Origin of the sequence: Afifella sp. JA880 (assembly GCF_025379905.1) — a bacterium.
Lineage (GTDB): Bacteria > Pseudomonadota > Alphaproteobacteria > Rhizobiales > Afifellaceae > Afifella > Afifella aestuarii.
In genome coordinates this window covers 1,411,850-1,438,199 of record NZ_JAOANH010000001.1, presented here as the reverse complement: position 1 = coordinate 1,438,199, position 26,350 = coordinate 1,411,850, and the positions used below count along the sequence as shown (strand labels likewise).

Here is a 26,350-nt window from a genome sequence, read left to right as displayed (position 1 = left end):
GACGCACAGGGTTACCGGCGGCTCGCGGCAATTCGGCGTCCATCATGGCCAGGCAACTTCTTCCTATCGCTGCGCTCTTATTGAGCGTGGCCTTCTTGCTCACTGCGAACGGTTTGCACTCCATCCTGCTGCCGATCCGCGGCGGCTTGGAGCATTTTTCGACATTCTCGCTGGGCCTCGTCGGGACGGGCTGGGCAGTCGGCTTCGTCGCCAGCTGTTTCATGGCGCCGCGCATCGTCCATCAGGTTGGCCATATCCGCGCGTTTGCCGCCTCTGCCGCGGCCGCGGCCGTCATCATCCTGTTGAACGCGATGATCGTGACGCCGCTGTCGTGGATTCTTCTGCGCGTCTTTTCCGGTTTCGTGCTCGCGGCCTGCTTCATGATCATCGAAAGCTGGCTGAACGAGCGCGCCACCAACGAGAACCGTGGTACGATTTTCGGCATCTATATGACGATCACTTATGTGGCGATTGTCGTCGGGCAGATGCTTGTCGCGGCTGGAGAGCCGGCCGATGACACCTCTTTCATGGTTGGGGCAATCTTCTTCTGCCTGGCGCTCTTGCCTTTGTCTCTTTCGCGCGCGGCCGTTCCCCAGCCTCTGGCTGGCGTCACGCTCGATCTGAAGCGGCTTTTCCAGAATTCGCCGGTCGGCTTCGTGGCGACGCTCCTCGTGGGCGTGGCGAACGGTGCTTTCGGTACGCTCGGGCCTTTGTTCGGTTTTCAGATCGGCCTTGGCACGGCGCACATCGCCACCTTGATGAGCATCGCCATCATTGCCGGCGCACTGATCCAGATGCCGGCGGGGCGGCTCTCCGACCGCATCGACCGGCGTTACATGATCGGCGGCGCAGCGCTGCTCTCCGGTTTGGTCGGAATGGGGCTGGCGGTCTTCGCGCCACATAATCCAATCGTGCTCAGCGTCGCTTTCGCGCTCTATGGCGGCACGTCCTACGCGCTTTATTCGCTTGCCGTCGCCCATGCGAACGATTTTGCGAGCGACCTCTCCTTCGTGCAGGTGTCCTCGGGCCTCCTGCTTCTTTACGGCATCGGCACGATGGTCGGGCCGCTCGTCGCCTCCGGCACGATGGAAAGCTTCGGGCCGCAAGGGCTCTTCGTCACCACGGCGGTCGCTCATTTCGCGATGGCGGTCTTCTCGGTCTACCGCACGACGCGCCGTGCCCCGCCGCCGCAACATGAGCGCGAGACCTTCTCCGCCGTGCCGAGCCCGCGCATGCTGACGCCGCAGACGGCCGTCCTGCAGCCCGATCCCGAAGAGCTGCCGCCGGCGCCCGAACCTGAGGAGGCGTCCGAAGCGGACGTGGCGCAGGGAGATGGCTCCGACGACGCGCCCGGGGAGACGACGAGCGAGGCGAGCGGGGAAAAGACGAAAGAGACGGACGCGACCTCCTAACGAGGCCGCGCCTCGGGCTCGGGGCGTGAGGCGTGCCCGCAGGATTTCAAAGCTCCGCCCCCTCTTGACGGGGGAGGCGTTGCGCCTTCTCTGGACTCACTCTGTGTTTCGAGCCCGGGAGATGGAATGACGCAAAGCGGCGACGAGCGGGCCTTCATTCCCGTCAAAATCGCGGTGCTGACGGTGTCGGATACGCGCACCCTTGGCGATGATCGTTCCGGTAACACGCTCGAGGAGCGTATTCGCGACGCCGGACATGTTCTCGGCGGGCGCGACATCGTTCGCGACGATATTGAGGACATCCGCAAGCGTGTTCAGGGCTGGATCGCCGATGATGCGATCGATGTGATCATCACCACGGGCGGCACCGGCTTTACGGGCCGCGACGTCACGCCGGAGGCGCTGGAGCCCCTGTTTGAGAAGCGCATGGACGGCTTTTCAGCGGTCTTCCACCGCATTTCCTATGACAAGATCGGCGTCTCGACCATCCAGTCGCGTGCCACTGCAGGCGTGGCGAATGCGACCTACATCTTCGTTCTTCCGGGCTCGCCCGGGGCGTGCCGCGATGCCTGGGAGGGCATCTTGAAGAGCCAGTTCGATTACCGTCACAGGCCGTGCAATTTCGTCGAGATCATGCCCCGGCTCGACGAGCATCTGAAACGCGGCTGACGCCTCTCAGGCCGGCGGCGCCATCCGCGCGGAAAGGCGTTTGGTGGACTGGCCGCGGGCAAGAGCTTTGAGGTCGTCCGCGCCGGCCGCCGCCATGTCGGCCTTGCGCATGAGCACGCCGCGGCGAAGCGGTTCCTCCCGCTCCAGAAAACCGAAGAGCGTCTTGCGCTTGCCGGCGAGGGTGAAGCTTGCGGGCCCGCGTCCTGGCTCTTCCATCCACTCGCGAACCGCCGTCATCCAGCCGTCGAGCGGGCGGGCGCCCCCTTCCATCAGGAGAAGCCACTCGCCACGCGACGCGGTGATCGCCTCTGTGAGGGCTTCGCGGCCTATGAGTTCCGCGCCGGCAGCATCCGCCACCGCTTCGATCTCTTCATCGTTGCGCGCGCCGACGACATAGGCGTCGCGCACCAGACCCTCAACCGCCGCCGGGACGAGGGCGGTGAGGCTGCGCGCCAGATGCTGCGCATCGTTGGGCGCGGAAAGGAGCACGGTGATCATGCTGGTTTGCTAGCGAAATCCGGCTCTTAACCCAACAGAAAGGTAACTGTTTCGTTAAGGCGGATCGTCCAATCCCCGGCTTCCTCGTTTCGCCTAGGAATAAAGTCACCTTTGTTCTTGTAATGTTCCTTTGTTCGCGCTATATCCTCACCATGCCTGAGCCGAGCGCCACCTTCACCCCGCCCACACCCCACACCCCAAGGGGCGGTTCCGCAGCAGCCGCAAAGCGGAACGCCGCGTCCTCTGCGTCGTCACGGTTTCGCGCAGAACGCGATGCGACCTGGGTGGCGCTCGGCCAGGCAAACTCGGCCTCCAAAGATGGGTGGGAAGGCGGGGGGACCGAACAGATCTCTACTGCGCTGCGGCCGCTTGTGCGGCGCGGCCGCGGGGCCGTCTCCAACGAGACGGGCCGTTACGAAAAACAGACGCGGCAGATCGTCGATGATGGCTGGGACAGCCTCGACGAGCTGCCCCGTCTGCGCACGGAGGTGACGATCGAGCGGCCGCGCAAGATCATCACGCGCAATGCCTCACCCGACATTTCCTTCGACCGGTCCATCAATCCCTATCGCGGCTGCGAGCACGGCTGCGCCTATTGTTTCGCCCGGCCGACGCACGCGTATATGGGCCTGTCGCCGGGGCTCGACTTCGAGACGCGGCTCTTCGCCAAACCGGATGCGGCGAAGCTTCTGGAGAAAGAACTCGCCGCGCCGGGCTACGAGGTGCGTCCGATTGCGATCGGCACCAACACCGACCCTTACCAGCCGGTCGAGCGCCAGTACCGGATCATGCGCGATGTGCTCGAAGTGCTTTCGGCCGCCAATCATCCGGTCGGCATCGTCACCAAATCGGCGCTCGTTCTGCGCGATCTCGATATCCTCGCGCCGATGGCGGGGAAGGGGCTCGTCAAAGTCGGCCTCTCCGTGACGAGCCTTGACCATAAGCTGTCGCGCTTGATGGAGCCGCGGGCTTCGACGCCGGCGAAACGCCTTGAAGCAATTTCAGGCCTGAGCGAAGCTGGCATTCCTGTCTCGATCATGACGGCGCCGATCGTGCCGGCCATCAACGACAATGAGATCGAGCGCCTTCTCGAAGCAGGCGCGGCGGCAGGCGCCACCTCAGCCGGATATGTGTTGTTGCGGCTGCCGCTCGAAGTGGCGCCGATCTTCAAGGAATGGCTCAAAGAGAATTTCCCGGACCGAGCCGAGCATGTTCTGTCGCTGATGCGCTCCATGCGGGGCGGCAAGGACTATGATTCGGCCTGGCATGAGCGCCAGCGGGGCAGGGGGCCTTACGCCTGGCAGATCGGTCGCCGCTTCGAACTGGCGGCAAAGCGCCTGCGGTTGAACGAGCGGCGCTACGATATGCGCACGGATCTGTTCTCTCCGCCGGTGCCGGTCGGCGGTCAGTTGAAGCTCTTCTAGGCGTCACCGCTGCCGAGGGCTCAAAGAAGCCTGTGTCCGAAGGTGGAAAGCGCGGCCTCGTGGGCAAGCGCCCGGCTTGCATCGGGAGTAGCCGCGGCCTATCGGCGGTCCATGCCGGCGACAAAGACGATTCGTAAACCGAAAGCTCCGAAGCAGGGCACTGCAAAATCAGCCAAGGCATCCGGGGCTGCCGGCCCGCATCTCCAGGCCGAGACGCGGCTGCTGCTTGCTGGCTACCGTCGCATCGCGGGCGTCGATGAGGTGGGCCGGGGGCCGCTCGCCGGCCCGGTCGTGGCCGCTGCCGTGATTCTCGATCAGGAAAACATCCCGGTCGGCATCGATGATTCCAAGGCGCTCACCGCATTGCGCCGCCAGGAACTCTATGAAGAGATCCTCGGCTGTGCCGATGTCGCCGTCGCCTATTGCTCGACGGCCACCGTCGACCGCATCAACATCCGCAATGCGGCGCTTCTTGCGATGGCGCGTGCCCTCAGAAGTCTGCCGCAACCCGCCGACGCGGTTCTCGTCGACGGTCGCGACAAGGTGCCGAACATCGATCTGCCGTGCGAGGCGCTGATCGGTGGAGACGCCTCCTCGCTGTCGATTGCTGCAGCCTCGATCGTGGCCAAGGTGTCACGCGATCGGATGATGGCGCATTGCGACGGGGTGTTTGCTGGCTACGAGCTCGCCTCCCATAAGGGGTACGCGACGCCGGCCCACAGAGCGGCCCTGACGAGGCTCGGGCCGTGCCGCCTCCACCGGACGAGCTTTGCGCCCATCGCGGCGCTCCTCGCCGGCAAATAGGCCCGGCAATATTGTAGAGAGCAGAACCGCGAAGAGGGCGGGCCGCCGCGCTCAACCACGCGCTGCCCGGCGAGGTCCCGCCTGTCTGTCGGATAAACTGTCTGCCGAAAAAGAAAAAGGCGGGCCGAGGCCCGCCTTTTGTCGTCTCTTTGGCGAAGCTGCTCAGTGCCGCTTCAAGCCCTCGATGGAGCTGTTGATCAGCCGCTGACCGACCGCGCCCTCGTTCTGTTCAGCGAGGATCTTTGCGGAGGCTGCGACGGCCACATCGACCGCCCGTGCCTTCACGTCGCTGACCGCCTGGGCCTCGGCCTGAGCGATGCGCTGTTCCACACCGCGCGTGCGCCGCTCGATATATTCCTCGAGCCGCTGTTTGGCTTCGGCGGCGTGGGCAGCCGCTTCGTTTTCGGCAAGCGCCACGATTCCGGCCGCCTCTTCCTCGGCCTCCTGGCGGCGGCGCTGATATTCGGCCAGAAGCGCCTGCGCCTCTTCCCGCAGGCGCCGAGCCTCGTCGAGCTCGTGCTGGATCTTCTCCGAGCGCTTGTCGAGCGCGGCCGTCATCATCTTCGGCACGCCGAGATAGATCATGATGCCGAGGAAGGTGAGAAGGCCGATGAAGACCCACAGCGAAGCTAGGCTGGTTGCGTCCATCGTTATCTCCGCTCGTTCATGGCTGCGGAGACGGCTGACCCGACCTCCGCATCTGCCGGAGCTTCTCCGGACAGGGTCTCAACGAGCGCCTCGGTCGTCTCCTTGGCGATCGCATCGACTTCGGCGAGAGCCTTGTCGCGCACCTCGCCGATACGTGCTTCGGCGGCCTGCAGCTTCTCTTCGAGCTCCGCCTCGGCCTTGGCCCGTTCGTCCTCGACCTCGGCTTTCGCCTTGTCTCGGGCGTCCTGGGCAATGCCGTGAGCGCGCTGCCGGGCTTCGGCGAGCGCCTGCTCGTAGGCCGCGATCGCCTCGTCGCTCTCCCGCTTCAGCTTTTCGGCCTCTGCGAGATCGTCGGCGATGCGGTCGTGCCGCTCCTCAAGGATGGTGGCAATGCGTGGCAGCACCATCTTGCTGAGCAGGTAATAGAGCAGGCCAAAGAAGACCGCGAGCCAGATGAGCTGCGAGAGATACGTCGACGGATCGAAAGGCGGAAACGCGCCATGGGCCGAATCCGCGATTTCGGTATGTTCCGCCGCCGTTTCCGCGGCCGTCTGAGCGAGTGCCGTTGTTACCACGTGCTCTTCTCCTCAAGCCGTTCGGCCGCCGGTGGCGTGTGCCTCCGGCGCGCCGTCTTCGCTGTCTGGCTTAGACGGCGAAGATGAGGAGAAGGGCGATCAGGAGCGAAAAGATGCCCAGCGCTTCCGTGACCGCGAAGCCGAAGATGAGGCGGCCGAACTGGCCGTCCGCAGCCGCGGGATTGCGCAATGCGCCTTCGAGGAAGTGGCCGAAGAGCGAACCCAGGCCAACGCCGGCCCCGCCCATGCCGATGCAGGCGATGCCCGCGCCAATCAGCTTTGCAGCATCTGCTTCCATGTTCATGCTCCTTGCGTGTTGGAAGAGGATGGAGAAAAAACCGCGCCGTCAGTGCGAAGGATGCAGCGCGTCGTTGAGGTACATGCAGGTCAGAATTGCGAAGACATAGGCCTGCAGGACAGCCACAAGAATTTCAAGGGCCGTGAGCGCCACCACCATCAGGAAAGGCAGGACCGCACCGGCCCAGCCGATCACGCCGAACGTCGACAGCGAGATGATGAAGCCGGCAAACACCTTGAGGGTGATGTGACCTGCCAGCATGTTGGCGAAAAGACGAATGGAGAGGCTGACGGGGCGCGAGATGAACGAGAGGATCTCGATCGCCACAATCATCGGCAGGATGACGCCAGGCACCTCGTCGGGCACGAAGAGCTTCAGAAAGCCGAAGCCGTGCTTGGAAAAGCCGTAGCCGATCACGATCGCCATGACGAGAAGGGCAAGCGCCCCCGTGATCACGATATGCGCCGTCACGGTGAAGAAATACGGCACCATGCCGATCAGGTTCGCCACCAGGATGAACGCAAACAGCGTGAAGACGAAGGGGAAGAAGCGCATGCCTTCCGATCCGGCGGCTTCGCGCAGCATGTTGGCCGTGAACTCGTAGAACATCTCAGTGACGTTCTGCATGCGGCCCGGCACGAGGCCACGGCCGCGCGTCGACAGCATCATAAAGCCGACGATCAGGATCACCGTAATGGCCATGAACAGCGCCGAATTGGTGAAAGCGAACGTGCTGTGGCCGATCTGGCCGAAATCGACCAGATTGTTGATGTGAAACTGGTGGATCGGATCCACGGTGTCGGAATGCGTCGCCGCTTCGCTCGCCACAGCCTACCCCTTGCTTCCCCGGGCCTTAATCGGCCTCGCCTCAATCGTGACGGGCAGGCCCGCCGTCCTTGTCCTTGTCGAGCCTGTCGTAAGGCCCGGCTATTTTACCCGCGGCGCGCATCACATTGAGCACGCCGGCGGCAAATCCCAGCATCAGAAAGCCGATAAGCCCCCAGGGGGAGGTCCCTGCGACCTCGTCCAATCCCCATCCCAGGGCCGCTCCGACCAGAACACCTGCGATAAACTCGCTGGCGATGCGTAACGCAAGCGCATATCCCGACGAATCGGTGCGCTCAGGCGCTTCTGCGGCCTGCCTGACCCGTCTCCCCTTGTCCAGGGTGCGCGAAAGGTCGGCAAAGCGACGTTCCAGGTCGGTATCGGCCATAGGACCCTGTCCGCCGTCCGCCTTCTCCCGGCGCTCCTCGCCGGAGCGTTTGTCAGCCATTCACCGGCTCCTTCCTGGAAGCCTTGATGCGGCGCCATCGTGAAGACGGGGCGGGTCCGGGCCCCTGCGAAACCGGGCGCACCATAATTTTGCCGTCAGGCCAAGTCAAGAACATCAAAATTAGGGATATGCCGTTGAAAAGAAAAGAGAAATAGATCGTGGCAGGTTTTCTTGGCCCGTCCTTGCCCGCCCTTTAACCGGCTTCGCGAAAACGTTCAGCCGTTTCGAGGTCTACAGAGACGAGTTGTGACACGCCGCGTTCGGCCATGGTGATGCCGAAGAGCCGGTCCATTCGGGCCATGGTGAGCGGATTGTGGGTGACGACGAGAAAGCGGGTTTCCGTCTTTTGACGCATATCGCCGAGAAGATCGCAGAAACGCTCCGTATTGGCGTCGTCGAGCGGCGCATCGACCTCGTCGAGAACGCAAATCGGCGAGGGATTGGTGAGAAAGACGGCGAAGATCAGGGCCATCGTCGTGAGTGCCTGTTCGCCGCCCGAGAGGAGCGTCATGATCTGCGGCTTCTTGCCGGGCGGCCGTGCCATGATCTCTAGCCCGGCATCGAGGGGATCGTCGGATTCGGTCAGCATGAGCTCCGCCGATCCTCCACCGAAAAGGGTGTGGAAAAGCTCCTGAAAATGCCGGTTGACGGTGTCGAAGGCGCCGAGCAGCCGTTCGCGGCCTTCCCGGTTGAGGGAATGCACGGCCTGACGCAGGCGCTTGATGGCGGCCGTGAGATCGTCGCGTTCGGCCGTCAGCGTGGTGAGACGCTCTTCGACCTCCTTGGCTTCTTCCTCCGCCCGGAGATTGACGCCACCGAGGCGCTCGCGCTCGCGCAACAGCCGCTCCAGCCTCTGGTCGACGGCGGCGAGCTCCGGCAGCGGGGCGCCCGGCTTCAGTTCGGCGGTTTCCCGCAGCGCCTCGGGAGGGGTGCGGAAATGCGCGGTGATTTCAGCGACGAGATCTTCCCGTTTCTGGCGAATGGCGGAGGTGCGCTCGTCCTCTCGCGCTTTTGCCTCGCGGGCCTTGGATAGCCCATCGAGAGCGCGCCTCGCGGCATCGGCGAAGCTGCGATGCGCCGTTTCCGCTTCGGCCAGGCGGTCGGCTTCTGCCTTCGAATGGGTGTCCGCCTTGTCGATCTCGAAGGCGAATTCGCGCTGGCGCACGGCATAGGTTTCCGGCTCTTCGGCGAGCTTTTCGATTTCTGCGTCGAGCTCGGCCTGTCGGGCCTGCAATTCTTCGATGCGCCGCGCCGCACGTTCGATCCGGCCCTGCCAGGCCGTGATCTCCCGGCCAAGCGCCGAAAGACGCTCGTCGCGCGCCGCGCTTGCATGGCGCAAGGAATCCGCGGCCGCGCGCGCATCGGAGGCTTCGCGGCGAGCGGCCTCCACGTGCTTGGCAAGTTGTTGTGCCTTCGCTTCGGCCTCTTCGTTCGCCTTTGTCTGGCCAAGCGCGGCGCGTGCTTCTTCAAGCCGTGTCGCCTGCGCCTCGGCATCGCTTTCCACGCGGGCGAGGTTCGTTGCGATCGAAGCGAGGCGCTCCGACTGGCGCGCAAGAACCCGCTCGGCTTCGGACAGAGCGGACGCCTGACGGTCGCGCTGACTGCGCGCCTCCTTGAGCGCCTGGCGCGCCTGACGTTCAGCCTCTTCGCCGTGCCGACGCTTCTCGGTCGCCTTCTCGAGCGCCGCCGTCGCCTTCTCGGCGTCTTTTTCCGCCTTCGCGACCTCACCCGAAAGGGCTTCCAGCCGGTTCTTCTGTTCCAGGCGAACGGCCGCCGCCGTCTTGGCGCCGCCCTTGATCGTCAGGCCGTCCCATCGCCAGAGAGCGCCGTTGCGGCTGACGAGGCGCTGTCCGACGGCGAGTTTTTGAAAGAGTGCGTGGCCATCCTCTTCCTCAACGACACCGATCTGCGATAGCCGCGGCACGAGACGCGGCTCTCCGGAGACGAATTGCGCCAGGGGAGGGACCTTTGAAGGAAGTTCTGGTGCCCGCTCGATCTTCCCCCGCTCCTGCCAGGAGAACGGCGCTTGCGGATCGGCCGATGCGTCGAGATCTTCGCCGAGCGCTGCTGCAAGTGCCGCTTCGTAGCCGGGCTCGACCTTCAGCCCCTCGACGACCGGGACGAAATGGCTGTCGGTTGCGGGCCGCAGGAGCTGGGCAAGCGTCTTTTCTTCGGCCTGCAGAGCGGTGAGGGCGCGCAATCCTTCCGCTCTCTTTTCGCGGGCTTTCGCCTCGCCCTCACGGGCGCGCTGGATCTCCTGCTCTTTCTTCTGGGCGGTCTCTTCGGCCGTTTTCAGCGCCTTTTCCGCAGCTTCGAGCGCGGATCTGGCGGCCTCGACGGTGCCTTCGGACCCGGCTTTCTGGGCAAGCTCGGCCTGTTCCGCCTTCAACTTCCGGGCCTCGCCGAGAAGGCGTTCGCGCGCTGCCTCCGCTTCGCGCACCCGCATCTCCTGCTGGCGGCGTTCGGCGGCTTGCGCCGCAAGCTCGGCCCGGGCTTCTGACAGTTCCGCCTCGGCCTTGGCAAGCGCCTCGGCCCGCTCCTTCGCTGTCGCCGTCGCTTCGGCGAGCCGCTTGACCGCGCCCTCCTTGTCGCGGGTGAGCGTCTTCGCCTCGGCGGAGAACGTGGCGAGCGCGGAGCGCGCTTCGCGGCCATGCTCCTCCTCGCGGGCGACGTCCTCGGCCGTTTCCTTGCGCCGGCTCTCAAGCTCGCGCTGCCGGGTTTCCCGCCGTGCGGCTTCGCGTTTCAGCTCTTCGGATTTGAGCCGCAAATGCTGCACGGCTGCCGAGGCTGCGGCAGCCTTCTCACGCAGCTTGGGCAAGGATGAGCTTGATACCGCTTCTTCTCTGGCGGCCTTCGACTGCTCTTCCGCAGCTTTGGCGAGGGCAAGTCCCGCCTGGTTGAGGGCCGTTTCCGCCTTGGCGAGGCGTTCATCGGTTTCGCTCAGCCGGATCAGCGCCTGCTGCGCCTCCATCTTGCGGATGTCGAAAGAGAGGTTGCGGTAGCGGGCGGCCTGCCGCGCCTGCCGCTTCAATGTTTCGAGCTGGCCCGTGATCTCGCCGAGGACGTCTTCCAGGCGCTCGAGGTTTTGCTCCGCGCCCTTGAGCTTCAGCTCCGCCTCGTGACGGCGCGAATGCAGTCCCGAAATGCCGGCGGCATCTTCAAGGATCGAGCGCCGGTCTTTGGGTTTGGCGGCAATCAGCTCGCCGATCTGGCCCTGGCGCACGAGAGCCGAAGAGCGCGCGCCGGTCGCCGCATCGGCAAATAGGATATTCACGTCGCGGGCGCGCACCTCGCGCCCGTTGACGCGGTAGGTGGAGCCCGCCTCCCGCTCGATCCTGCGGCTGATCTCAAGTTCGGCGCTGGTCGCCGGTGTCTGGCCGGGCTTCATGACGTGAGCCGCCGCCGCACCGTCGACGATCGCCTGAAGGCTCACCTCGGCGGCGTTGCGCGCCGGCCGGTTGGTTGAACCGGCAAAGATCACATCGTCCATGCCCGAGCCGCGCATGGCCTTGAACGAGCTCTCGCCCATGACGAAGCGCAGGGCTTCGACGAGGTTCGACTTGCCGCAACCGTTCGGGCCGACGACGCCGGAAAGCCCGGGCTCGATGGCCACATCCGTGGTGTCGACGAATGATTTGAAGCCGGCGATCCGCAGCCGCGTGATTTTCATCCGCGGCCGCCGTTAATGTCACAAGACCTGGTGAGGCCGGAATCGGACGCAGCCCTCTCGCAGGAGGGCTTAAAGCGCCGCCTCGATCTTGGCCTTGATCTCATCAAATGATCGCGCTCCGACCAGCTTCTCGCCGTTGATGAAGAAAGTCGGGGTACCGTGAACGCCGAATTCCTTCGAAGCCTTGTCTCGTCTGGCGCTTAGTCCATCGAACAATTCCTGTTTTTGCAAGCATGCCTCGAAGCTTTCCTCAGAAAAGCCTGCCTGCTTGGCGAGATCGAGAATGGCTCCGTAATGATCCTCGGCGCGGATCCAGTCGAGCTGATGCTCGAAGAACAGGTCGATGATATCGAAATAGCGGTCTTCCGGTGCGCAGCGCGCCGTCATGGCGATGGCGAAGGCCGCGGCATCGATCGGGAATTCGCGGAAGACGAAGCGAACCTTTCCGGTGTCGATATACTGCTCTTTCAGCTTCGGATAGGTCTCGTTGTGGAAGTCCGCGCAATGCGAACAGGACATGGACGCGTATTCGACGATCGTGACGGGTGCGTCCTCTGAGCCGAGAGCGCGGTCGGGGATCGGTCCCGATGCCATCAACTGGTCCATCGGCACTTCTGACGGGCCTTCGTCCTGCGCAAAGGCCGGGGCTGCGGCGAAAAGCCCGGCAATGAGGGCGGTGGCGGCGAATTGTCGGCGGGTGAACAACGGCAAAGGGAAACCTCCTGAGGGAGCCGCCATTCTCCCGGAAGGGCATGAAGGCGGCATGAACAATTTAACAGCGCTCAGGCGCGTGTTTAGGGCGGATGAATGTGGCCGCAAAGAGCCGCCTCTGTCTCACGGGGTCACGAGCCCGCGAGAATGAGGGTCATGAGCGTGCCAGGATGGCACGTCCGAGCGCCCGCAGAGAATCGCGAAGTGGTCCGTCGACGGTCGCGAGTTTCGTCTCAAGACGTTCGTTGGTCTGCGGCCCCGCGGGCCGCGGTACGGCCTTGGGTTCGCTCGCAAAAGGGCGTTGCACCAGTTTCACCACGCCGACGGCGCGAAAGCCGAGAAAGGCGTTGAGCCGGTCACGTACGCCCTCGAGCTCATAAGATAATGGCAGCGCCACGCTCGGATCGGCATGGACGATCAAGGTCGCGGCCCGTTCGCCGTCATTGCGCGGCCAGCGGATCCGTTCAGGCGCCGTCAGCCCCGCATAGCGGCTGCCGACGATCTCGGGCCACCAGCGCAGAATGTCCGCCTTGGCGAGACCGCGCTTGCGCATCAACGGGTCGAGCGTGCCGCCAATGAGTTCGGCGATCGGTTTTGCTTTCGTCGGAACGGGTCCCGCCAACTTTTGCCTCCTCGACTACGACCTGTCGCGACAGAAAATCTCACCGGGCCACTTGCAATAGCCATTTTCTCAAGCTCCATGGCCGGAATGACTCAGTCTAGACCTGTCGGCTTCCCCTCGGAAGAGGGGCTTTCCTTGGAAAATGGGGAAGACGCGTCCATGAAGGACGTGCTCGCCCAGCCTTTGCTGGCCTGGTACGAGCGCCATGCGCGCACCTTGCCCTGGCGCATCGGCCCGAAATGGCGCCGTGCCGGGGTCAGGCCGGACCCTTATCGCGTCTGGCTCTCCGAAGTCATGCTGCAGCAAACCACCGTGAAGGCCGTCGGCGAGTACTTTGCCGCCTTCACGGCCCGCTGGCCGGACATGATGGCGTTCGCCGCCGCCCCGGAAGAGGAGGTGATGGCCGCCTGGGCGGGGCTCGGCTATTATTCGCGGGCTCGCAACCTGGTCGCCTGCGCTCGCCGCGTCGCCGAGGATTACGGAGGCATGATGCCCCGCAAGGCGGACGAACTCGCCAAATTGCCGGGCATCGGCCCCTATACCTCCGCCTCTATCGCCGCGATCGCCTTCGACGAGCCGGTGCCGGTCGTCGACGGCAATGTCGAGCGTGTCGTGTCCCGGCTTTTCGCCATCGACCGGCCGCTGCCGCAGGCAAAGTCGGAGATCCGAGAGACGCTGCGCCCGCTCGTGCCGCAGGACCGTCCGGGCGAGTTCGCCGAAGCCATGATGGATCTCGGCGCCACGATCTGCTCGCCGAAACGTCCCGCCTGCGCACTCTGCCCGCTCAATATGATGTGCCGTGCGCATGGCGAGCAGCGCGAGGAGGCCTATCCCGTCAAGGCGCCGAAGCGGGCGAAGGCAAAGAAGTTCGCCGGTGCCTTCGTGGCTTTGCGCGATGACGGCAAGATCCTGCTGTCGCGGCGCCCTCCGAAGGGCCTCCTCGGGGGGATGAGCGAAGTGCCGACGGGGCCGTGGCAGGAATCGCCCGTAACGCGGATGCCGACCCCGCCGCTTTCCGCGCCCTGGCGCAAGATCGCGCCGCAGGTCTCGCATATCTTCACGCATATCGATTTGAAGGTGACGATCTGGCAGGCCGCTTTGCCCCCCGAGACGCCGGCGCCCGAAGGCTTCTGGTGGCACGACCTTGAAAACCTGAAGGATGCCGGCCTGCCGACCGTCATGGCGAAAATCGTCGAGGTGGCGATCCCGGGGGCAACTAAGGCGCGGGCGACAAGGTGAGGGCGTGCGATCGTGCCGGCGCACCTGCCGGCGGCGTCTCGCGCATTCGCCGCATCGAACTCCGCGTCATGGATTTGCGATCATGCGCCGGCTATGGGGAAGGCCATGCAACCGATCCGTCACATCGTCTTCGACATCGGCAAGGTGCTTCTGCATTACGATCCGCACCTTGCCTATCAAGAGCTCATTCCCGCCGAGGCCGAGCGCCGCGTCTTCCTGGAGGAGGTGTGCTCCAACGCCTGGAACCTGGAACAGGACCGCGGCCGGTCCTGGGGCGACGCGGAAGCGGAAGCGATCGCCCGTCATCCCGACAAGGCGGAGCTGATCCGAGCGTTTCGCCGGCGCTGGTCGATGATGGTGCCTTACGCTTATGAGGACAGCGTCGCCGTGTTTCAGGATACTCTGGCGGCCGGCTACGACGTCACGCTCTTGACGAACTTCGCCCCGGACACGTTCGTGGAGGCTCGAGAGCGGTTCCCGTTTTTGAACGCAACCCGCGGCGTGACGGTGTCGGGCGAGCTCGGCCTGGTGAAGCCGGACCTGGCGATCTATCGCCACCACGCGGCGGCTTTCGATCTCGATCCGGCCGCGGCCCTCTTCATCGACGACAGCGAGCCGAACGTCGAAGGCGCACGCCAGGCCGGCTGGCGAGCGCTGCATTTCACCGGTGCGGATAAGCTTCGCGCCGATCTCGCTTCAGAGGGCGTGAAGCTCGATCGCGCGAAGCAGCGGCTTGCAAGGGCCTGAGATCCCTCAGGCAGCCAGAGCGCCGCGAACCGTATCGCGCAGGCAATCGATGGGCTTCAGCCCCTCTTTGGTGCGCATGTGCCAGAAGACCCAGCCATTGCAGGCTTCGAGGCCCTGAACCGCGGCGCCGACGCGGTGGATCGAGCCTTCGTGGCGCCGGCCGTCTTTTTCGTAGATGAGCGAGGCGTCGGCACGCACGAGCGCGCTCAAGCGGCCCTTGGGATCGTAAAGGCGCTCGCCCGGCTTCACGAGACCGGCTTCAAGCAGCGTGCCGAAGGGAATGCGCGGCTGGGCGCGTTTGCCCTGGACGACGCTGAGCGCCGGAGCATCTGAGGGACGCACCGCCTCGATGCGAGCTTCCGCAGCATCGATATAGGATTGTTCGCGCTCAATGCCGATGAAATGGCGGCCGAGCTTTTTGGCGACCGCACCCGTCGTCCCCGTTCCAAAGAAGGGATCGAGAACCGTCTCGCCCGGCTTCGTCGTGGACAGGAGAACGCGGTAGAGAAGCGATTCCGGCTTCTGTGTCGGGTGCACCTTGCGCCCGGTCTCGTCCTTGAGCCGCTCCTCGCCGGTGCAGATCGGCAAGGTCCAGTCGGACCGCATCTGCAGGTCGTCGTTGAAGGCTTTGAGCGCGTCGTAATTGAAGGTGTAGCGCTTGGCCTTCGGCGAGGGCGCCGCCCAGATCAGCGTCTCATGCGCATTGGCGAAACGCCGGCCGCGGAAATTCGGCATCGGGTTGGTCTTGCGCCAGACGATGTCGTTCAGGATCCAGAAGCCCAGATCCTGCAGGATCGTGCCGAGGCGGAAGATATTGTGATAGGAGCCGATCACCCACAGCCCGCCATCGGGTTTCAGAACGCGGCGCGCCGACAAAAGCCAGGCACGCGTGAACGCATCATAGGCGGCGAAATCGGAAAACTGGTCCCAGGCATCGTCGACCGCATCGACCCGCGATTGGTCCGGGCGATGCAGGTCGCCCTGGAGCTGCAGGTTGTAAGGCGGATCGGCGAAGATGAGATCGACGCTTTTGGCCGGCAATTTTTCCATCATCGGGATGCAATCGCCCTTCAAAATCACGTCCTGCGGCAGGCTCGGCAGAACGCTTGCGAAGCCGGCACCTGGCCGCTTGGAAGCAGTACGCATCGACAAAACTCTCCCCTTCCGGTCGTTAACTACGCTCGCAGAACAGGGTGAATGTCGGGTTGACAAACAGGGTTAACGTTTCCTAAAGCCTTAATTTCTGACGCGGGGACTGCTATAGAGCCGGCCGCTCTTGAGCCAATTCATAGGTTTGCCGTGCGTCCCTCCTTTCCGATCCCTGCCGTCTCGCTCCTTGCCGCACTCTCCCTGTCGTTCCTGCTTGCCGGCTGTCTCGGCGGGCTGGGCTTCGGTGGCGGAGCCGAGGAAACCGTGCCTGTCGAGCCCGGTACCGCCCAGAAAGGCTCCAACGAGATCGACATCCGCCGCTATCTCGGGCCGAGCTATTGTCCGGATCTGCGCATTAAGGCCGATACGCAGACCCTGCGGCGCTACAAGCGGGGTGCCGAAGAAAGCGACGAAAACCTCGTCTGGCAGGGCAGTCTCGGAGAGACCGCGCGCGAATGCCTTTACGATGCGTCCGGCAATCTGACCCTCAGGATCGGTGTGTCCGGGCGGGTTCTCGCGGGCCCGCAGGGTGGGCAGGCGACGGTCGATCTGCCGATTCGCATCGTGGTCGTGAAACACGACGAGGCGGTGCTCACCTCCGAGCTGAAGAAGGTCTCCGTCACCATTGGACCGGAGCTTTCGAGCGTGTTTTCACAGGTTTACGAGGTGACCGTGCCGTCGCCCGGCAACGACCGCGATTACATCATCTATGTCGGCTTCGACGAGGACTCCAAGCGCTGAGCCAAGCGCATTTTGTTGCGTGTGGCGGCAAAAGGGTGCTGACAAACGGGTTCGACGCGCGTTGTGCGTTGACTCCGTCGCAGCGATGCCGATGATAAGCGGGGCAGGTCCAGTCGCGGCCTGCCCTGACGATACGCCGCTCGGGAGAGTTTCATTGCAGGTTTGAAGCCTGTTTTGAAACGCCGAAGGAGCAACCGCCCCGGAAACTCTCAGGCCACGGGACCGTGACGGCGAGCGACACTCTGGAAAGCAGCACCGGCTCTCTATTTGTAGCGAGAGTCGGCGGCTCACCGACGGAGTAACCGGCGGAGGCGTATGGCCTCAGGCCGGGAATCTCTCAGGTCCTGCGACAGAGGGGGCGTGGAAGGGTCGAAGGTCCGACTGCGTTCGAAATCTGTTGCGGGAGGTCGTGTGGCGACTGATATCAGTGATTTGAAGCGCACCCCTTTGTTCGAGCTCCATCAGGAGCTGGGCGGGCGTATGGTGCCTTTCGCCGGCTATGCCATGCCGGTTCAGTATGATGGCATCATCGGCGAGCACCATTGGACGCGCGACCGTGCGGGGCTCTTCGATGTCTCCCATATGGGCCAGCGAATTCTCTCGGCTCCGGATCACGAGACGGTCGCCAAAGCGCTGGAGCGTCTGGCGCCCGGCGACTTCCAGGGGCTGAAACCCGGCCGGCAGCGCTACACGTTTCTTCTTCTCGACAACGGCGGCATCGTCGACGATTTCATGGTCGCGCGCCTTGCCGGCGAGGAGGACGAGGGCCGTCTCTTCATGGTCTTCAATGCCGCGCGCAAGGAGATCGACGACGATTATGTGCGCGAGCGTCTGCCGGACGGGGTCACGCTCGAGGCGGTCGAAGATCGCGCGCTTCTGGCCCTTCAGGGGCCTGCCGCCGCAGAGGTCCTGAGTGGCCTCTGTCCCGAGGTGGCGGATCTCACCTTCATGCAGGCCGCGCGTGCCGAAATCCGGCTCGGTGATGGCCATTCCGCAAAAGTGCATCTCTCGCGCTCCGGTTATACCGGCGAGGACGGGTTTGAGATTTCTGTCTCCGCGGATGAAGCCGAGGCTTTAGCGAGAGTGCTTCTCGCGCATGAAGAAGTGAAGCCCATTGGTCTTGGCGCGCGCGATTCGCTCCGGCTCGAGGCCGGGCTGCCGCTCTACGGTCATGATATCGACGAAACCACGTCTCCGGTCGAGGCGGGGCTGCGCTTTGCCATCGCCAAGGCGCGCCGCGAGCGTGGCGACTTTCCGGGTGCCGGCCGCATCCTGGCCGAACTTTCCGATGGTCCCTCGCGCCGTCTCGTGGGCCTGAAGCCTTCCGGTCGCGCCCCGGTGCGCGAAGGCGCTCAGATCCTGGGTGCAAGCGATTCCGTCATCGGCGAAGTGACCTCGGGAGGCTTCGGTCCGACCGTCGGGGGCCCTGTCGCGATGGGTTATGTCGACCGCGCCTATGCCGATCCCGGCACCGAATTGCATCTCGCCGGCCGGCGTGGCGCGGAGCCCGCCGAGGTCGCGCCTCTTCCCTTTGTCCCGCACTGCTACCACCGCCCGAAATCAGGAGCCAAACAATGACGACCCGTTACAGCAAGGAGCACGAATGGGTGCGCCTGGATGGCGACACGGCCACAATCGGCATCACTCCCTTTGCCGCCGAGCAATTGGGAGACGTCGTTTTCGTGGAGCTTCCTGAGAAGGGCAAGGCGATCGCCAAGGGTGACGAGGTGGCGGTCGTGGAATCGGTGAAGGCCGCGAGCGAGGTCTATGCGCCGGTTTCCGGCGAGGTGACGGACTCCAATGCCGCATTGGAGGACGCGCCGCAGACGGTCAATGAGGCGCCGGAGGGTGATGGCTGGTTCTTCCGCGTCAAGCTCTCCGACAAAAGCGAACTCGACGGTCTCATGGACGAGGCCGCCTACAAGGCTTTCTGCGAGGAATTATGAGCAGCTACTACGCAACGATCGAATGGAAGGGCGACGCCGAGGCGGTGCGCGCCAACAAGCATAGCCGCGTTCATGAATGGCATCTCGATGCGGGCCTCGTCGTTCCGGCCTCGCCGGGACCTGCCGTGTTGCCGGCGGCCGTGATCAAGGAAGATGCCGTGGATCCGGAAGAGGGGCTCGTCGCCTCTCTGTCGAGCTGCCACATGCTCTTCTTCATCGACCTGATCCGCAAGCACGGCTTCACGCCGGTCGCCTACGAGGACAAGGCCGAAGGTATCCTCGGCGTTTTCGAGCCGCGCAAGAAGGGGCTGACGAAGATCATCCTGCGTCCGAAGGTGACCTTCGATGGCGACCAGCCGGATCACGCAATGCTCGAAAAAGTGCACGAGCAGGCACACGAGCTCTGCTTCATCGGCAATTCTTTGAAGTCGGAAATCGTTGTCGATTTCCGCGAGTGAGGCGTCCTTGACGCCGCGCTTTCACGCCTCGCCCCGCCCCATCAGGGGCGGGCTCTCTGGCTCTCCCCGCCACTAAGTTTCGGGTTCCATATGCGCTATCTCCCCCATACCGATCAGGACCGCGCCGATATGCTGCGCGTGATCGGCGTCGAAACCATCGACGAATTGTTTCGCGACGTTCCGGCCGACAAGCTTCTGAAAGAGGCGGTCGATCTGCCGCGACACAAGAGCGAGATGGAAGTCGCCCGGCTGATGCGCCGGCTTGCCGCCAAAAATCGCGCGGCCGGTGACGGGCCGTTCTTCCTGGGCGCAGGCGCCTATCACCATCACGTGCCGGCGAGCGTCGATCACATCATCCAGCGCTCGGAGTATCTGACCTCCTACACGCCCTATCAGCCGGAGATCAGCCAGGGCACGCTGCAGACCCTGTTCGAATTCCAGACCCAGGTTGCCGAATTGACCGGCACCGAGGTCGCCAACGCCTCCATGTATGACGGCTCCACGGCGACGGCCGAGGCCGTGCTGATGGCCTGCCGCGTGACGAAGCGCTCCAAGGCGGTTCTCTCCGGCGGCTTGCATCCGCAATATCGCGAGGTCGTCGAGACGCTCGCCAATATGGAAGACGACGAATGCATCTCGCTGCCGCCTGATCCGAAGGGTGGCGAGGATCTCCTTGCCGAGATCAGCGAAGACGTTGCCTGCGTCGTCGTCCAGTCGCCGTCTTTCTACGGCCAGCTCATCGACCTGAAGCCGCTTGCTGCGCGCTGCCGGGAAAAGGGCGTGCTTCTCGTCGCCGTCTTCACCGAGGTCGTGTCTCTCGGTCTCATCGAGCCGCCGGGCGCCCAGGGCGCCGATATTGTCGTCGGCGAGGGCCAGTCGATCGGCAATGCGCTCTCCTTCGGCGGGCCTTATGTCGGTCTCTTCGCGACGAAGCAGAAATACATCCGCCAGATGCCGGGCCGTCTTTGCGGCGAGACCCGCGACCGGGAAGGCAAGCGCGGTTATGTGCTGACGCTCAACACCCGTGAGCAGCATATCCGCCGCGACAAGGCGACCTCCAACATCTGCACCAATTCCGGCCTCTGCGCGCTCGCCTTCACGGCGCATATGGCGCTGCTCGGCGGCGATGGCTTGAAGAAGCTCGCTCTTCGCAACCATGAGCGCGCCTGCCGTCTCGCCGATGCGCTCGGCGCGATTTCGGGCGTCGAGGTCGTCAACGACAGCTTCTTCAACGAATTTACCATCCGCGTGCCGGCCGATGCGGCGGGTCTCGTGGAAAAGCTCGCCGACGCCGGCATCGTCGCGGGCCTGCCCGTGTCGCGGCTCGAACCCGATTGCGGTCTCGACGATCTCATCGTCGTCGCCGCAACCGAGACAGCCACGGACGACGATATCGCCGCCTACGCCTCGGCCATCAAGGCGGCGCTTTGAATCCCATGCGCTGCCCGCTCAGCCGTTGTTTTTCATCGCCGCGCGCGATTTTGGAGACACCTTCATGGTGAATGACGAACATCTTGCCCCGAGCCTCGCCACTCTGAAGCCGAAGCGGCCGACCTTTTCCGGCAACAAGGCGCTCGATATTTCCGAGCCGCTCTTGTTCGAGCTCGGCCGCGACGGCGTCTCAGGCGTCGATATCGAAGAGCCCGCGGCCTTCACGCCGCGTCTAGGTGGCCAGAAGCGGCAGGCGGCGCTCGATCTGCCGGCCCTCTCGGAGCCGGAAGCGATGCGCCATTACGTGCGCCTGTCGCAGAAGAATTACGCCATCGATATGGGGATCTACCCCCTCGGCTCGTGCACGATGAAGCACAATCCGCGCCTCAACGAGCAGATGGCGCGGCTGCCGGGCTTTGCCGACCTTCATCCGCTGCAGCCGGTCGACACCGTGCAGGGAGCGCTCGAGCTCATCCACGAATGCGGCCGCTATCTCTGCACATTGACCGGCATGGCCTCCGTCGCCATGAGCCCGAAAGCGGGCGCCCATGGCGAGCTTTGCGGCATGATGTCGGTGAAGGCAGCGCTTGCCGCCCGCGGCGAGGATCGTCGCACCGTCCTGGTGCCGGCCTCCGCGCACGGTACCAATCCGGCGACGGCCGCGCTCCTCGGCTTCAAGGTCGTCACCGTTCCGGCCGACGAGGACGGCACGGTGGCAGCCGAGATGGTGCGCGAGATTTGCGCCAAGCATGAAGGCGATGTCGCTGCCTTGATGCTGACCAACCCCAACACCTGCGGGCTGTTCGAGCCGCAGATCGTGGCGATCGCCGAAGCGATCCATGAGGCGGGTGGCTATTTCTACTGCGACGGCGCCAATCTGAACGCGATTTTGGGCAAGGTGCGGCCGGGCGATCTCGGCGTCGACGCCATGCATATCAATCTGCACAAGACCTTCTCCACCCCGCATGGCGGTGGTGGCCCCGGCGCCGGTCCCACGGTTTTGTCGGAGGCGCTTGCGCCCTTCGCGCCGCTGCCGCTGATTGCGAAGACCGAGGCAGGCTATCGTCTCATCGAGACGGCGGAAGACTGCGAGGAGAAGCCGTTCGGGCGCATGACCGCCTTCCACGGCCAGATGGGTATGTTCGTACGGGCGTTCGCCTGGATGCTGTCGCACGGCGCCGACGGCATGCGGCAGGTGGCCGAGGACGCGGTGTTGAACGCCAATTACGTGCGTGCCCGCCTGCAGGATCTGATGTCTCTGCCTTTCCCGGATCATCCCTCCATGCACGAAGTTCTCTTCGATGAGAGCTTCCTGGAGGAGACGGAGGTCACGACGCTCGATTTCGCCAAGGCGATGATCGACGAGGGCTTCCACCCGATGACCATGTATTTCCCGCTAGTCGTCAAAGGCGCGATGCTGATCGAGCCGACGGAATCGGAAAGCCGCGCTTCGCTCGATGTCTTCACGGCGACTTTGCGCGATCTCGTGATGTCCGCGAAAGCGGGGGATACGGCCCGCTTCGTCGACGCGCCGCGCTTCGCACCGCGCCGCCGGCTCGACGAGACCGGTGCGGCCCGCAAGCCGGTGCTGCGCTGGACGCCGCCTGCAAGCGAGGCAGAGGCCGAAGCGGCCGAATAAGGCCGCCTTCAGGCGAGGAGGAGCACGACGCCGCGGCGCAGAAGATCTAGCGCCAGAAGCGAAACGACCAGGCGAAAGCCCAGGCGGAAGTTCTCCTCCTTGAGCCCCTTGAGGATGCGCGTGCCGAGCGCCGTGCCGATGAAGCCCGCCACGACCATGGCGACGAGGAACGGCAGCCATTCGGCAAAGGCGAAGCCGACGGCGACAAACGCCACCACCTTGAAGAGGTGCTGGGCGGTCATCATCACGGCATGCGTGCCAATCACCTGCATGCGGTTTGAAAGAGCCGGACCGACGAAGGCGGCGACGAAGGGCCCTGTCGCGCCGAAGAACATGGTGAGGAACGTCGAAAAGAGCCCGACGAAGCCGAACAGCAGCCGCTGCGCCCCGAGCTTCATCGCCGGCAGCTTCGTCCAGATCATCACCAGGATGAAAAGCCCAAGCCCCGTCTTCAAAAGCGCTTCCGGCAGGGCGACGACGAAACGCGCGCCGAGAGTCGCGCCGATGACGCTGCCCACCAGGAACGGCCAGATCAGGCGCCATTCGGCGTGCCGCCTTTGCAACAACGCCCGCCCGGCATTGGAGCCGAGCTGGACAACGCCGTGAACAGGGATAAGTGCAGGCACCGGCAGAGCAAGCCCGAGGGCAGCAAGCATGGCTATGCCGCCGCCGAGCCCGAGGGCTGCTGTCAAAGCCGAGGTGACGACGCTCGCTGCGATGAGCAGGAGAGCGGCAAGAATGCCGAGGCTGTCAGGAAGAAGGACGGAGAGAAAGGTTTGCATTCGGCGGGTGATCGATATCCTGTCAGCCTGCTCTCATCTGGATGGCCGATGATGGCAAGACGAGCCGGTGGGCAAATATGCGGCATCGTCCGGCGCAAAGCGAGGCGGGCCGGATGCCAGCCTCTTTCGGGCTCCCGGTTCCGCCGCCTCCTCCTTGGCGCCGAATTTGCATGGCGGCGACACAGCTGCTTCAAGGTTGCGTGATAAGGCGGCTCGCCGAATCGCGCGCTCTCATGTTGGGGAATTCATGCCTTCAATCGTTACGCTAACCGTCAACCCGACCATCGATGACACGAGCGAAGCCGAGCTGGTTCGCCCGGTGCACAAAATCCGCACGCACCGCGGACGGATCGACCCGGGCGGTGGCGGTGTCAATGTGGCGCGTGTCGTCCATCGCCTGGGCGGCGATGTCGAAGCGATCGTCTGTCTCGGCGGCGCGACGGGTGCTCTTCTCGATGAGCTTTTGGAGCGCGAGGGCGTCAAGCGGTCCGTGGTCTCCATCGCCGGGGCGACGCGCATGGCTCATGTGGTTTTCGAGACCGCGACCGGACAGGAATATCGCTTCGTGCCGGAGGGTCCGACCCTGTCGGAAGAGGAGCAGAACGCTTGCTTCAAGCGGGTCGAAGAGACCGAATGCGACTATTTCGTTGCAAGCGGCAGCCTCGCGCCCGGCGTCTCTGAGGATTTCTACCCGCGTATCGCCGAGATGGTGACGAAGAAGGGCGCGAAATTCGTGCTCGACACGTCCGGCCTGCATCTCAGTCGCACGCTCGCCGGCAACAACGTGCTTCTCGCCAAGCCAAGCATTGGGGAGCTCGGCAGCATCGTCGGCCAGGATCTGCATGGACCGAAGGCGGCGGCCGTTGCCGCCCGCGATTATGTTCAGCACGACGGGGTCGGCATGCTCGCCGTCACGCTCGGGCGCCATGGCGCTCTTCTCGTGACACCCGAAGAGACGCATTTCTGTCGGCCTCCAGAGGTGAAGACGCGCTCCGCTTCCGGCGCCGGGGACAGCTTCCTGGCCGCGATGGTGCTTGCCATTTCCCAGGGCAGAACGCCGGACGACGCCTTGCGTCTGGCAACCGCATCCGGTGCGGCGACCGCTCTGACGCCAGGCACGGCACTCTGCTACCCGGAGGATGTGGAGGGTCTCTATGAAGAAATCTCGACCCAGCGCATCTGGCCGGCCGACGCCCAGAAAGCCGGGCGTCGGCGTTCCATCGCCTGATTAAAGGCCCGAAAGCGAACACAAAAAGGAACCAATTGCCTCTTTCCGGACTTGTGCTGAGGAATGCGGCGCTGCGCCTGTCGATCGGGCAGATCGCCGCGCCCCGAGGTCCAAGTTCATCTGAGGAGAGAGGTACATGTCGCAGGATAGGCTCGTTTCGAAGGCGTTTGTTTCGGCAGCCTGCATTGGGCTCGCCGCTTTCATGACGATCGCTTATTCTACGATGGGTGAGGCGACCATGGGCGAGGCAGCCGTTGACCGGACGTCGGCGGCATCCGTCGCGGAATTGTCGCCGAAGACGCGCGTCGCTCGCGCTCTGGACACGGCCTGCGCCCACGATACCTGGCCCAACATCACGCCTGGCTGCGAAGCCGGCGCAACGCGCATCAAGGCCGACCGGACGGTTCCCCTCACGCATCCGAGCGATGTGCAGCTCGCCACCTCGTTGCAGTGAGGCCTTGTGGCGAGTGTCGAACTGAGACCATGCCGTGGGAAAGCCCGCGGCATTCTCGTTTTCATGCTGCGAATTTCCCGGCAAAAATCGAGATCCTAAGGCTTTATTTACCGCTTTCTGGACAATGCGGCCCTTGAGGCGGCTCGTCGCCGCCCACCGGGTCGCGAATGTTTGTATCTCGTCGTCTTCGCCTGATTTCCTCGTTTCTGTCCCTCGGCGCCGTGCTGGCCCTGGCCGGCTGCGGTCACTCGCCGCAACGCATGAGCGATTTCGAATGCATGCAGCGTGTCATGTATTTCGAATCCAATCGCTCCAGCCCTGACGGCATGCTGGCCGTCGGCACGGTCGTGATGAACCGGGTGAAATCGAAGGATTTTCCGAATTCGGTCTGTGCCGTCGTCGGTCAGAAGAAGCAGTTCGCGCCGGGCGTTCTGTCGAAGCCCATGACCGACAGCGGCAAGCCGCTCGCGGCCAAGATGGCGAAGAAGGTCCTGCGCGGCGCGCGTCATTCCGGCGTCGGCAAGGCGCGCTTTTTCCATACCGCAGGCTACAATTTTCCCTACACCAACATGAACTATGTCGTGCTGGCGGGGGGCAACTCTTTCTACGAGAAACGCAAGGCTCTGCCCGGCCGGCCGAACCGTCCGCAGTCGGAAATCATTCTGGCGGCAAAGTTCAACAAGCCGGTTCGTCCGGTCCGCGAAGAGGCCCCCACGCTGCCGGAGGTGCGGCCTGAGCGCCCGATTATGGTCGCTTCCGCGCAATCGGTTGTGGCGCCGCGTATGCCGGTGCCGAGCCAGTCGACGCTGTTTGCTCCCGCTGGTGGCCCGACCATGGCGCCGGGTGCCCCAGCACCGCGCGCACCGGCGTCGATCGAAGAATTGATCGCCTTCAACTGACGGCGCCTGATGACAGGGACGCGAGTCCCACCCCGCGCGAGACCTTTCCTTAATGATGCCGACTCGCGCGAGGTCTTAAGCTTTCCGGTGATGCGGGTTGCCAGTTGGGTCTTAGCAGTCCCGCGGCGGCTCGGACCGGAGGCCAACTGAGATCGGTTCGCGGCTCGCGCCACCGCCTGTGGCTGTTTCTGAGCCGGCGGCAAGCGCGCTCCGTGCGAGGAATGGGTCGCCTGGCTCAGGCGTTCGGCATCTCGGACAGCATCTGCCGATGCTCCTTCAGCGTCGGCAGGGTCTTGGACGCGAACTCCTTCACCGGCCCGTCTTCGCCATTTTCAGAATAGTATTGGAAGAGCTGGACTGCCTGCTCATGCGCCTGCACCTGCATTTGACGGTAGGTCTGGTCGAAGCTGTTGCCTGAGGCACCCTGCAGCTTCTGCATCATCTGCTGGTGTTTCTGGTCGAGTTCGGTCGGCACCTGGACGTCGCCGTCGACATTTTGAAGCGCTTCCTTCAACTGGTTGCCGGCTTTCGTGTGGTCGGCCACCATGCGCGTGGCAAACTGTTGAATATCCTCGTTGTCGGACTGCTTCATGGCAAGCTGGCTCGACTGGATCTCGAACATGTTGGAGACGACAGCCATCTTCACGAAGCCCTGAACGTCTTTCGGCATCTGCTGTTGAGCCGTCTGGCTTTGCCCCTGGGCCTGAGTCTGATTGGCGGTGTTGGATTGGGTCTGCGCGATGGCACAGGGTGCACTCATCGCTGCGACCGTCGCCAAGAGAATTAGTCGTTTCATGTAGGATGAACCTCTGCATTTTCGGCTCGGCCGGAAAGTGCCGACCTCATGCCGCTGAACACCCGTTCGTAAAACAATGTTCCCCGAAAAATACTTTGCCGACGCCGCACTTTAACGGTTTTATGTCTTCAAATAATAAGATGAGAAAACGAAGCGAATACATGGACGGGATCTCTCATGGTTGTGGCCGGCTCGGTCAAACGCTTTGTTCCGTCCGGGATGTGCGCCCTGTGAGGT

Annotated in this window: 27 protein-coding genes and 1 riboswitch; of the genes, 15 read left to right on the top strand and 12 right to left on the bottom strand. The window is 63.9% G+C overall.

The genetic code is table 11. The features are described from left to right. The first annotated feature begins 44 nt into the window (after positions 1-44). Complete coding sequence (locus NYQ83_RS06775; protein ID WP_261213501.1) at positions 45-1,412, top strand: MFS transporter; 1,368 nt, start codon at positions 45-47, stop codon at positions 1,410-1,412. 126 nt (positions 1,413-1,538) lie between these two features. Then, entirely contained in the window at positions 1,539-2,081 is a 543-nt protein-coding gene (gene moaB, locus NYQ83_RS06770) for a molybdenum cofactor biosynthesis protein B (RefSeq protein ID WP_261213500.1), read from the top strand. A 6-nt stretch (positions 2,082-2,087) separates the two neighbouring features. Here the strand turns inward: moaB and NYQ83_RS06765 are convergent, their stop codons facing one another. Beyond that, on the bottom strand, positions 2,088-2,579 hold the full coding sequence (locus NYQ83_RS06765; protein ID WP_261213499.1) for a glycosyl transferase: 492 nt from the start codon (positions 2,577-2,579) through the stop codon (positions 2,088-2,090). A gap of 122 nt (positions 2,580-2,701) precedes the next feature. On the opposite strand from NYQ83_RS06765, the gene NYQ83_RS06760 reads away from it, so the two are divergent. Both NYQ83_RS06760 and NYQ83_RS06755 read left to right on the top strand, forming a co-directional pair. Beyond that, complete coding sequence (locus tag NYQ83_RS06760) at positions 2,702-4,003, top strand: PA0069 family radical SAM protein (RefSeq protein ID WP_261213498.1); 1,302 nt, start codon at positions 2,702-2,704, stop codon at positions 4,001-4,003. Between the two features lie 111 nt (positions 4,004-4,114). Further along, on the top strand, positions 4,115-4,807 hold the full coding sequence (locus NYQ83_RS06755) for a ribonuclease HII (RefSeq protein ID WP_261213497.1): 693 nt from the start codon (positions 4,115-4,117) through the stop codon (positions 4,805-4,807). A 162-nt stretch (positions 4,808-4,969) separates the two neighbouring features. On the opposite strand, the gene NYQ83_RS06750 is transcribed toward NYQ83_RS06755, so the two are convergent. The 8 genes from NYQ83_RS06750 to NYQ83_RS06715 form a co-directional block, all read right to left on the bottom strand. After that, positions 4,970-5,455 (bottom strand): ATP F0F1 synthase subunit B, encoded by a 486-nt coding sequence (locus NYQ83_RS06750; RefSeq protein ID WP_128292428.1) that lies wholly within the window; start codon positions 5,453-5,455, stop codon positions 4,970-4,972. Between the two features lie 2 nt (positions 5,456-5,457). Continuing rightward, positions 5,458-6,030: a F0F1 ATP synthase subunit B gene (locus NYQ83_RS06745; protein ID WP_234629447.1), complete on the bottom strand. Its 573-nt coding sequence runs from the start codon at positions 6,028-6,030 to the stop codon at positions 5,458-5,460. Between the two features lie 70 nt (positions 6,031-6,100). Further along, positions 6,101-6,328, bottom strand: coding sequence for a F0F1 ATP synthase subunit C (locus tag NYQ83_RS06740; protein ID WP_092810041.1), 228 nt, complete (start codon positions 6,326-6,328; stop codon positions 6,101-6,103). A gap of 48 nt (positions 6,329-6,376) precedes the next feature. After that, complete coding sequence (locus NYQ83_RS06735) at positions 6,377-7,156, bottom strand: F0F1 ATP synthase subunit A (protein ID WP_261213494.1); 780 nt, start codon at positions 7,154-7,156, stop codon at positions 6,377-6,379. A gap of 40 nt (positions 7,157-7,196) precedes the next feature. Next, positions 7,197-7,601, bottom strand: a complete 405-nt coding sequence (locus NYQ83_RS06730) for an AtpZ/AtpI family protein (protein ID WP_314733290.1) — start codon at positions 7,599-7,601, stop codon at positions 7,197-7,199. Positions 7,602-7,794: 193 nt separating this feature from the next. Continuing rightward, complete coding sequence (gene smc, locus NYQ83_RS06725) at positions 7,795-11,271, bottom strand: chromosome segregation protein SMC (RefSeq protein WP_261213492.1); 3,477 nt, start codon at positions 11,269-11,271, stop codon at positions 7,795-7,797. A 69-nt stretch (positions 11,272-11,340) separates the two neighbouring features. Next, a complete protein-coding gene (locus tag NYQ83_RS06720; protein ID WP_164879639.1) occupies positions 11,341-12,009 on the bottom strand; it encodes a DsbA family protein in 669 nt (222 codons plus the stop codon). Between the two features lie 127 nt (positions 12,010-12,136). Continuing rightward, positions 12,137-12,604, bottom strand: a complete 468-nt coding sequence (locus NYQ83_RS06715) for a DUF721 domain-containing protein (protein ID WP_261213489.1) — start codon at positions 12,602-12,604, stop codon at positions 12,137-12,139. A gap of 159 nt (positions 12,605-12,763) precedes the next feature. Between NYQ83_RS06715 and mutY the strand changes: the two genes are divergently transcribed. Together mutY and NYQ83_RS06705 are read left to right on the top strand one after the other, a co-directional pair. Then, positions 12,764-13,843 (top strand): A/G-specific adenine glycosylase, encoded by a 1,080-nt coding sequence (gene mutY / locus NYQ83_RS06710; RefSeq protein WP_261213486.1) that lies wholly within the window; start codon positions 12,764-12,766, stop codon positions 13,841-13,843. A gap of 105 nt (positions 13,844-13,948) precedes the next feature. Beyond that, complete coding sequence (locus NYQ83_RS06705) at positions 13,949-14,590, top strand: HAD family hydrolase (protein WP_261213485.1); 642 nt, start codon at positions 13,949-13,951, stop codon at positions 14,588-14,590. Between the two features lie 6 nt (positions 14,591-14,596). On the opposite strand, the gene NYQ83_RS06700 is transcribed toward NYQ83_RS06705, so the two are convergent. Further along, positions 14,597-15,736, bottom strand: a complete 1,140-nt coding sequence (locus NYQ83_RS06700; protein ID WP_128292435.1) for a site-specific DNA-methyltransferase — start codon at positions 15,734-15,736, stop codon at positions 14,597-14,599. 153 nt (positions 15,737-15,889) lie between these two features. On the opposite strand from NYQ83_RS06700, the gene NYQ83_RS06695 reads away from it, so the two are divergent. The 6 genes from NYQ83_RS06695 to gcvPB all read left to right on the top strand — a co-directional run bounded on the left by NYQ83_RS06695 (position 15,890) and on the right by gcvPB (position 21,954). Continuing rightward, positions 15,890-16,480, top strand: coding sequence for a hypothetical protein (locus NYQ83_RS06695; protein WP_128292436.1), 591 nt, complete (start codon positions 15,890-15,892; stop codon positions 16,478-16,480). 131 nt (positions 16,481-16,611) lie between these two features. Next, positions 16,612-16,715: riboswitch (glycine riboswitch) on the top strand. 176 nt (positions 16,716-16,891) lie between these two features. Beyond that, positions 16,892-18,058 carry a glycine cleavage system aminomethyltransferase GcvT gene (gene gcvT, locus NYQ83_RS06690; protein ID WP_246008478.1) on the top strand — a complete coding sequence of 389 codons (1,167 nt, stop codon included), beginning with the start codon at positions 16,892-16,894 and terminating at the stop codon, positions 18,056-18,058. Next, positions 18,055-18,426 (top strand): glycine cleavage system protein GcvH, encoded by a 372-nt coding sequence (gene gcvH / locus NYQ83_RS06685; protein WP_128292438.1) that lies wholly within the window; start codon positions 18,055-18,057, stop codon positions 18,424-18,426. The genes gcvT and gcvH overlap by 4 nt, the downstream gene beginning before the upstream one ends. After that, positions 18,423-18,884 carry an OsmC family protein gene (locus NYQ83_RS06680; RefSeq protein ID WP_092809223.1) on the top strand — a complete coding sequence of 154 codons (462 nt, stop codon included), beginning with the start codon at positions 18,423-18,425 and terminating at the stop codon, positions 18,882-18,884. The genes gcvH and NYQ83_RS06680 overlap by 4 nt, the downstream gene beginning before the upstream one ends. A 90-nt stretch (positions 18,885-18,974) precedes the next feature. After that, entirely contained in the window at positions 18,975-20,315 is a 1,341-nt protein-coding gene (gene gcvPA / locus NYQ83_RS06675; RefSeq protein WP_261213481.1) for an aminomethyl-transferring glycine dehydrogenase subunit GcvPA, read from the top strand. A 64-nt stretch (positions 20,316-20,379) separates the two neighbouring features. Next, positions 20,380-21,954 (top strand): aminomethyl-transferring glycine dehydrogenase subunit GcvPB, encoded by a 1,575-nt coding sequence (gcvPB, locus tag NYQ83_RS06670; protein WP_261213480.1) that lies wholly within the window; start codon positions 20,380-20,382, stop codon positions 21,952-21,954. 8 nt (positions 21,955-21,962) lie between these two features. Here gcvPB and NYQ83_RS06665 read toward each other — a convergent pair whose 3' ends face one another. Further along, on the bottom strand, positions 21,963-22,736 hold the full coding sequence (locus NYQ83_RS06665) for a sulfite exporter TauE/SafE family protein (RefSeq protein ID WP_128292441.1): 774 nt from the start codon (positions 22,734-22,736) through the stop codon (positions 21,963-21,965). 247 nt (positions 22,737-22,983) lie between these two features. On the opposite strand from NYQ83_RS06665, the gene NYQ83_RS06660 reads away from it, so the two are divergent. The 3 genes from NYQ83_RS06660 to NYQ83_RS06650 all read left to right on the top strand — a co-directional run bounded on the left by NYQ83_RS06660 (position 22,984) and on the right by NYQ83_RS06650 (position 25,317). Further along, a complete protein-coding gene (locus NYQ83_RS06660; protein WP_128292442.1) occupies positions 22,984-23,964 on the top strand; it encodes a 1-phosphofructokinase family hexose kinase in 981 nt (326 codons plus the stop codon). Between the two features lie 136 nt (positions 23,965-24,100). After that, positions 24,101-24,418 (top strand): hypothetical protein, encoded by a 318-nt coding sequence (locus NYQ83_RS06655; protein ID WP_261213478.1) that lies wholly within the window; start codon positions 24,101-24,103, stop codon positions 24,416-24,418. Between the two features lie 260 nt (positions 24,419-24,678). Next, entirely contained in the window at positions 24,679-25,317 is a 639-nt protein-coding gene (locus NYQ83_RS06650; RefSeq protein WP_261213476.1) for a cell wall hydrolase, read from the top strand. A gap of 235 nt (positions 25,318-25,552) precedes the next feature. Here NYQ83_RS06650 and NYQ83_RS06645 read toward each other — a convergent pair whose 3' ends face one another. Then, a complete protein-coding gene (locus NYQ83_RS06645; RefSeq protein WP_261213474.1) occupies positions 25,553-26,113 on the bottom strand; it encodes a DUF4142 domain-containing protein in 561 nt (186 codons plus the stop codon). Between the last annotated feature and the right edge of the window lie 237 nt (positions 26,114-26,350).

What these genes read in the sequence shown, in the direction of transcription:
- NYQ83_RS06775 (WP_261213501.1), top strand. Translation starts at nt 45, where the DNA reads ATGGCCAGGCAACTTCTTCCTATCGCTGCGCTCTTATTGAGCGTGGCC.
- moaB (WP_261213500.1), top strand. Translation starts at nt 1,539, where the DNA reads ATGACGCAAAGCGGCGACGAGCGGGCCTTCATTCCCGTCAAAATCGCG.
- NYQ83_RS06765 (WP_261213499.1), bottom strand. Translation starts at nt 2,579, where the DNA reads ATGATCACCGTGCTCCTTTCCGCGCCCAACGATGCGCAGCATCTGGCG.
- NYQ83_RS06760 (WP_261213498.1), top strand. Translation starts at nt 2,702, where the DNA reads ATGTTCCTTTGTTCGCGCTATATCCTCACCATGCCTGAGCCGAGCGCC.
- NYQ83_RS06755 (WP_261213497.1), top strand. Translation starts at nt 4,115, where the DNA reads ATGCCGGCGACAAAGACGATTCGTAAACCGAAAGCTCCGAAGCAGGGC.
- NYQ83_RS06750 (WP_128292428.1), bottom strand. Translation starts at nt 5,455, where the DNA reads ATGGACGCAACCAGCCTAGCTTCGCTGTGGGTCTTCATCGGCCTTCTC.
- NYQ83_RS06740 (WP_092810041.1), bottom strand. Translation starts at nt 6,328, where the DNA reads ATGGAAGCAGATGCTGCAAAGCTGATTGGCGCGGGCATCGCCTGCATC.
- NYQ83_RS06730 (WP_314733290.1), bottom strand. Translation starts at nt 7,601, where the DNA reads ATGGCTGACAAACGCTCCGGCGAGGAGCGCCGGGAGAAGGCGGACGGC.
- smc (WP_261213492.1), bottom strand. Translation starts at nt 11,271, where the DNA reads ATGAAAATCACGCGGCTGCGGATCGCCGGCTTCAAATCATTCGTCGAC.
- NYQ83_RS06720 (WP_164879639.1), bottom strand. Translation starts at nt 12,009, where the DNA reads ATGGCGGCTCCCTCAGGAGGTTTCCCTTTGCCGTTGTTCACCCGCCGA.
- mutY (WP_261213486.1), top strand. Translation starts at nt 12,764, where the DNA reads ATGAAGGACGTGCTCGCCCAGCCTTTGCTGGCCTGGTACGAGCGCCAT.
- NYQ83_RS06705 (WP_261213485.1), top strand. Translation starts at nt 13,949, where the DNA reads ATGCAACCGATCCGTCACATCGTCTTCGACATCGGCAAGGTGCTTCTG.
- NYQ83_RS06700 (WP_128292435.1), bottom strand. Translation starts at nt 15,736, where the DNA reads ATGCGTACTGCTTCCAAGCGGCCAGGTGCCGGCTTCGCAAGCGTTCTG.
- gcvH (WP_128292438.1), top strand. Translation starts at nt 18,055, where the DNA reads ATGACGACCCGTTACAGCAAGGAGCACGAATGGGTGCGCCTGGATGGC.
- NYQ83_RS06680 (WP_092809223.1), top strand. Translation starts at nt 18,423, where the DNA reads ATGAGCAGCTACTACGCAACGATCGAATGGAAGGGCGACGCCGAGGCG.
- gcvPA (WP_261213481.1), top strand. Translation starts at nt 18,975, where the DNA reads ATGCGCTATCTCCCCCATACCGATCAGGACCGCGCCGATATGCTGCGC.
- gcvPB (WP_261213480.1), top strand. Translation starts at nt 20,380, where the DNA reads ATGGTGAATGACGAACATCTTGCCCCGAGCCTCGCCACTCTGAAGCCG.
- NYQ83_RS06665 (WP_128292441.1), bottom strand. Translation starts at nt 22,736, where the DNA reads ATGCAAACCTTTCTCTCCGTCCTTCTTCCTGACAGCCTCGGCATTCTT.
- NYQ83_RS06660 (WP_128292442.1), top strand. Translation starts at nt 22,984, where the DNA reads ATGCCTTCAATCGTTACGCTAACCGTCAACCCGACCATCGATGACACG.
- NYQ83_RS06655 (WP_261213478.1), top strand. Translation starts at nt 24,101, where the DNA reads ATGTCGCAGGATAGGCTCGTTTCGAAGGCGTTTGTTTCGGCAGCCTGC.
- NYQ83_RS06650 (WP_261213476.1), top strand. Translation starts at nt 24,679, where the DNA reads ATGAGCGATTTCGAATGCATGCAGCGTGTCATGTATTTCGAATCCAAT.
- NYQ83_RS06645 (WP_261213474.1), bottom strand. Translation starts at nt 26,113, where the DNA reads ATGAAACGACTAATTCTCTTGGCGACGGTCGCAGCGATGAGTGCACCC.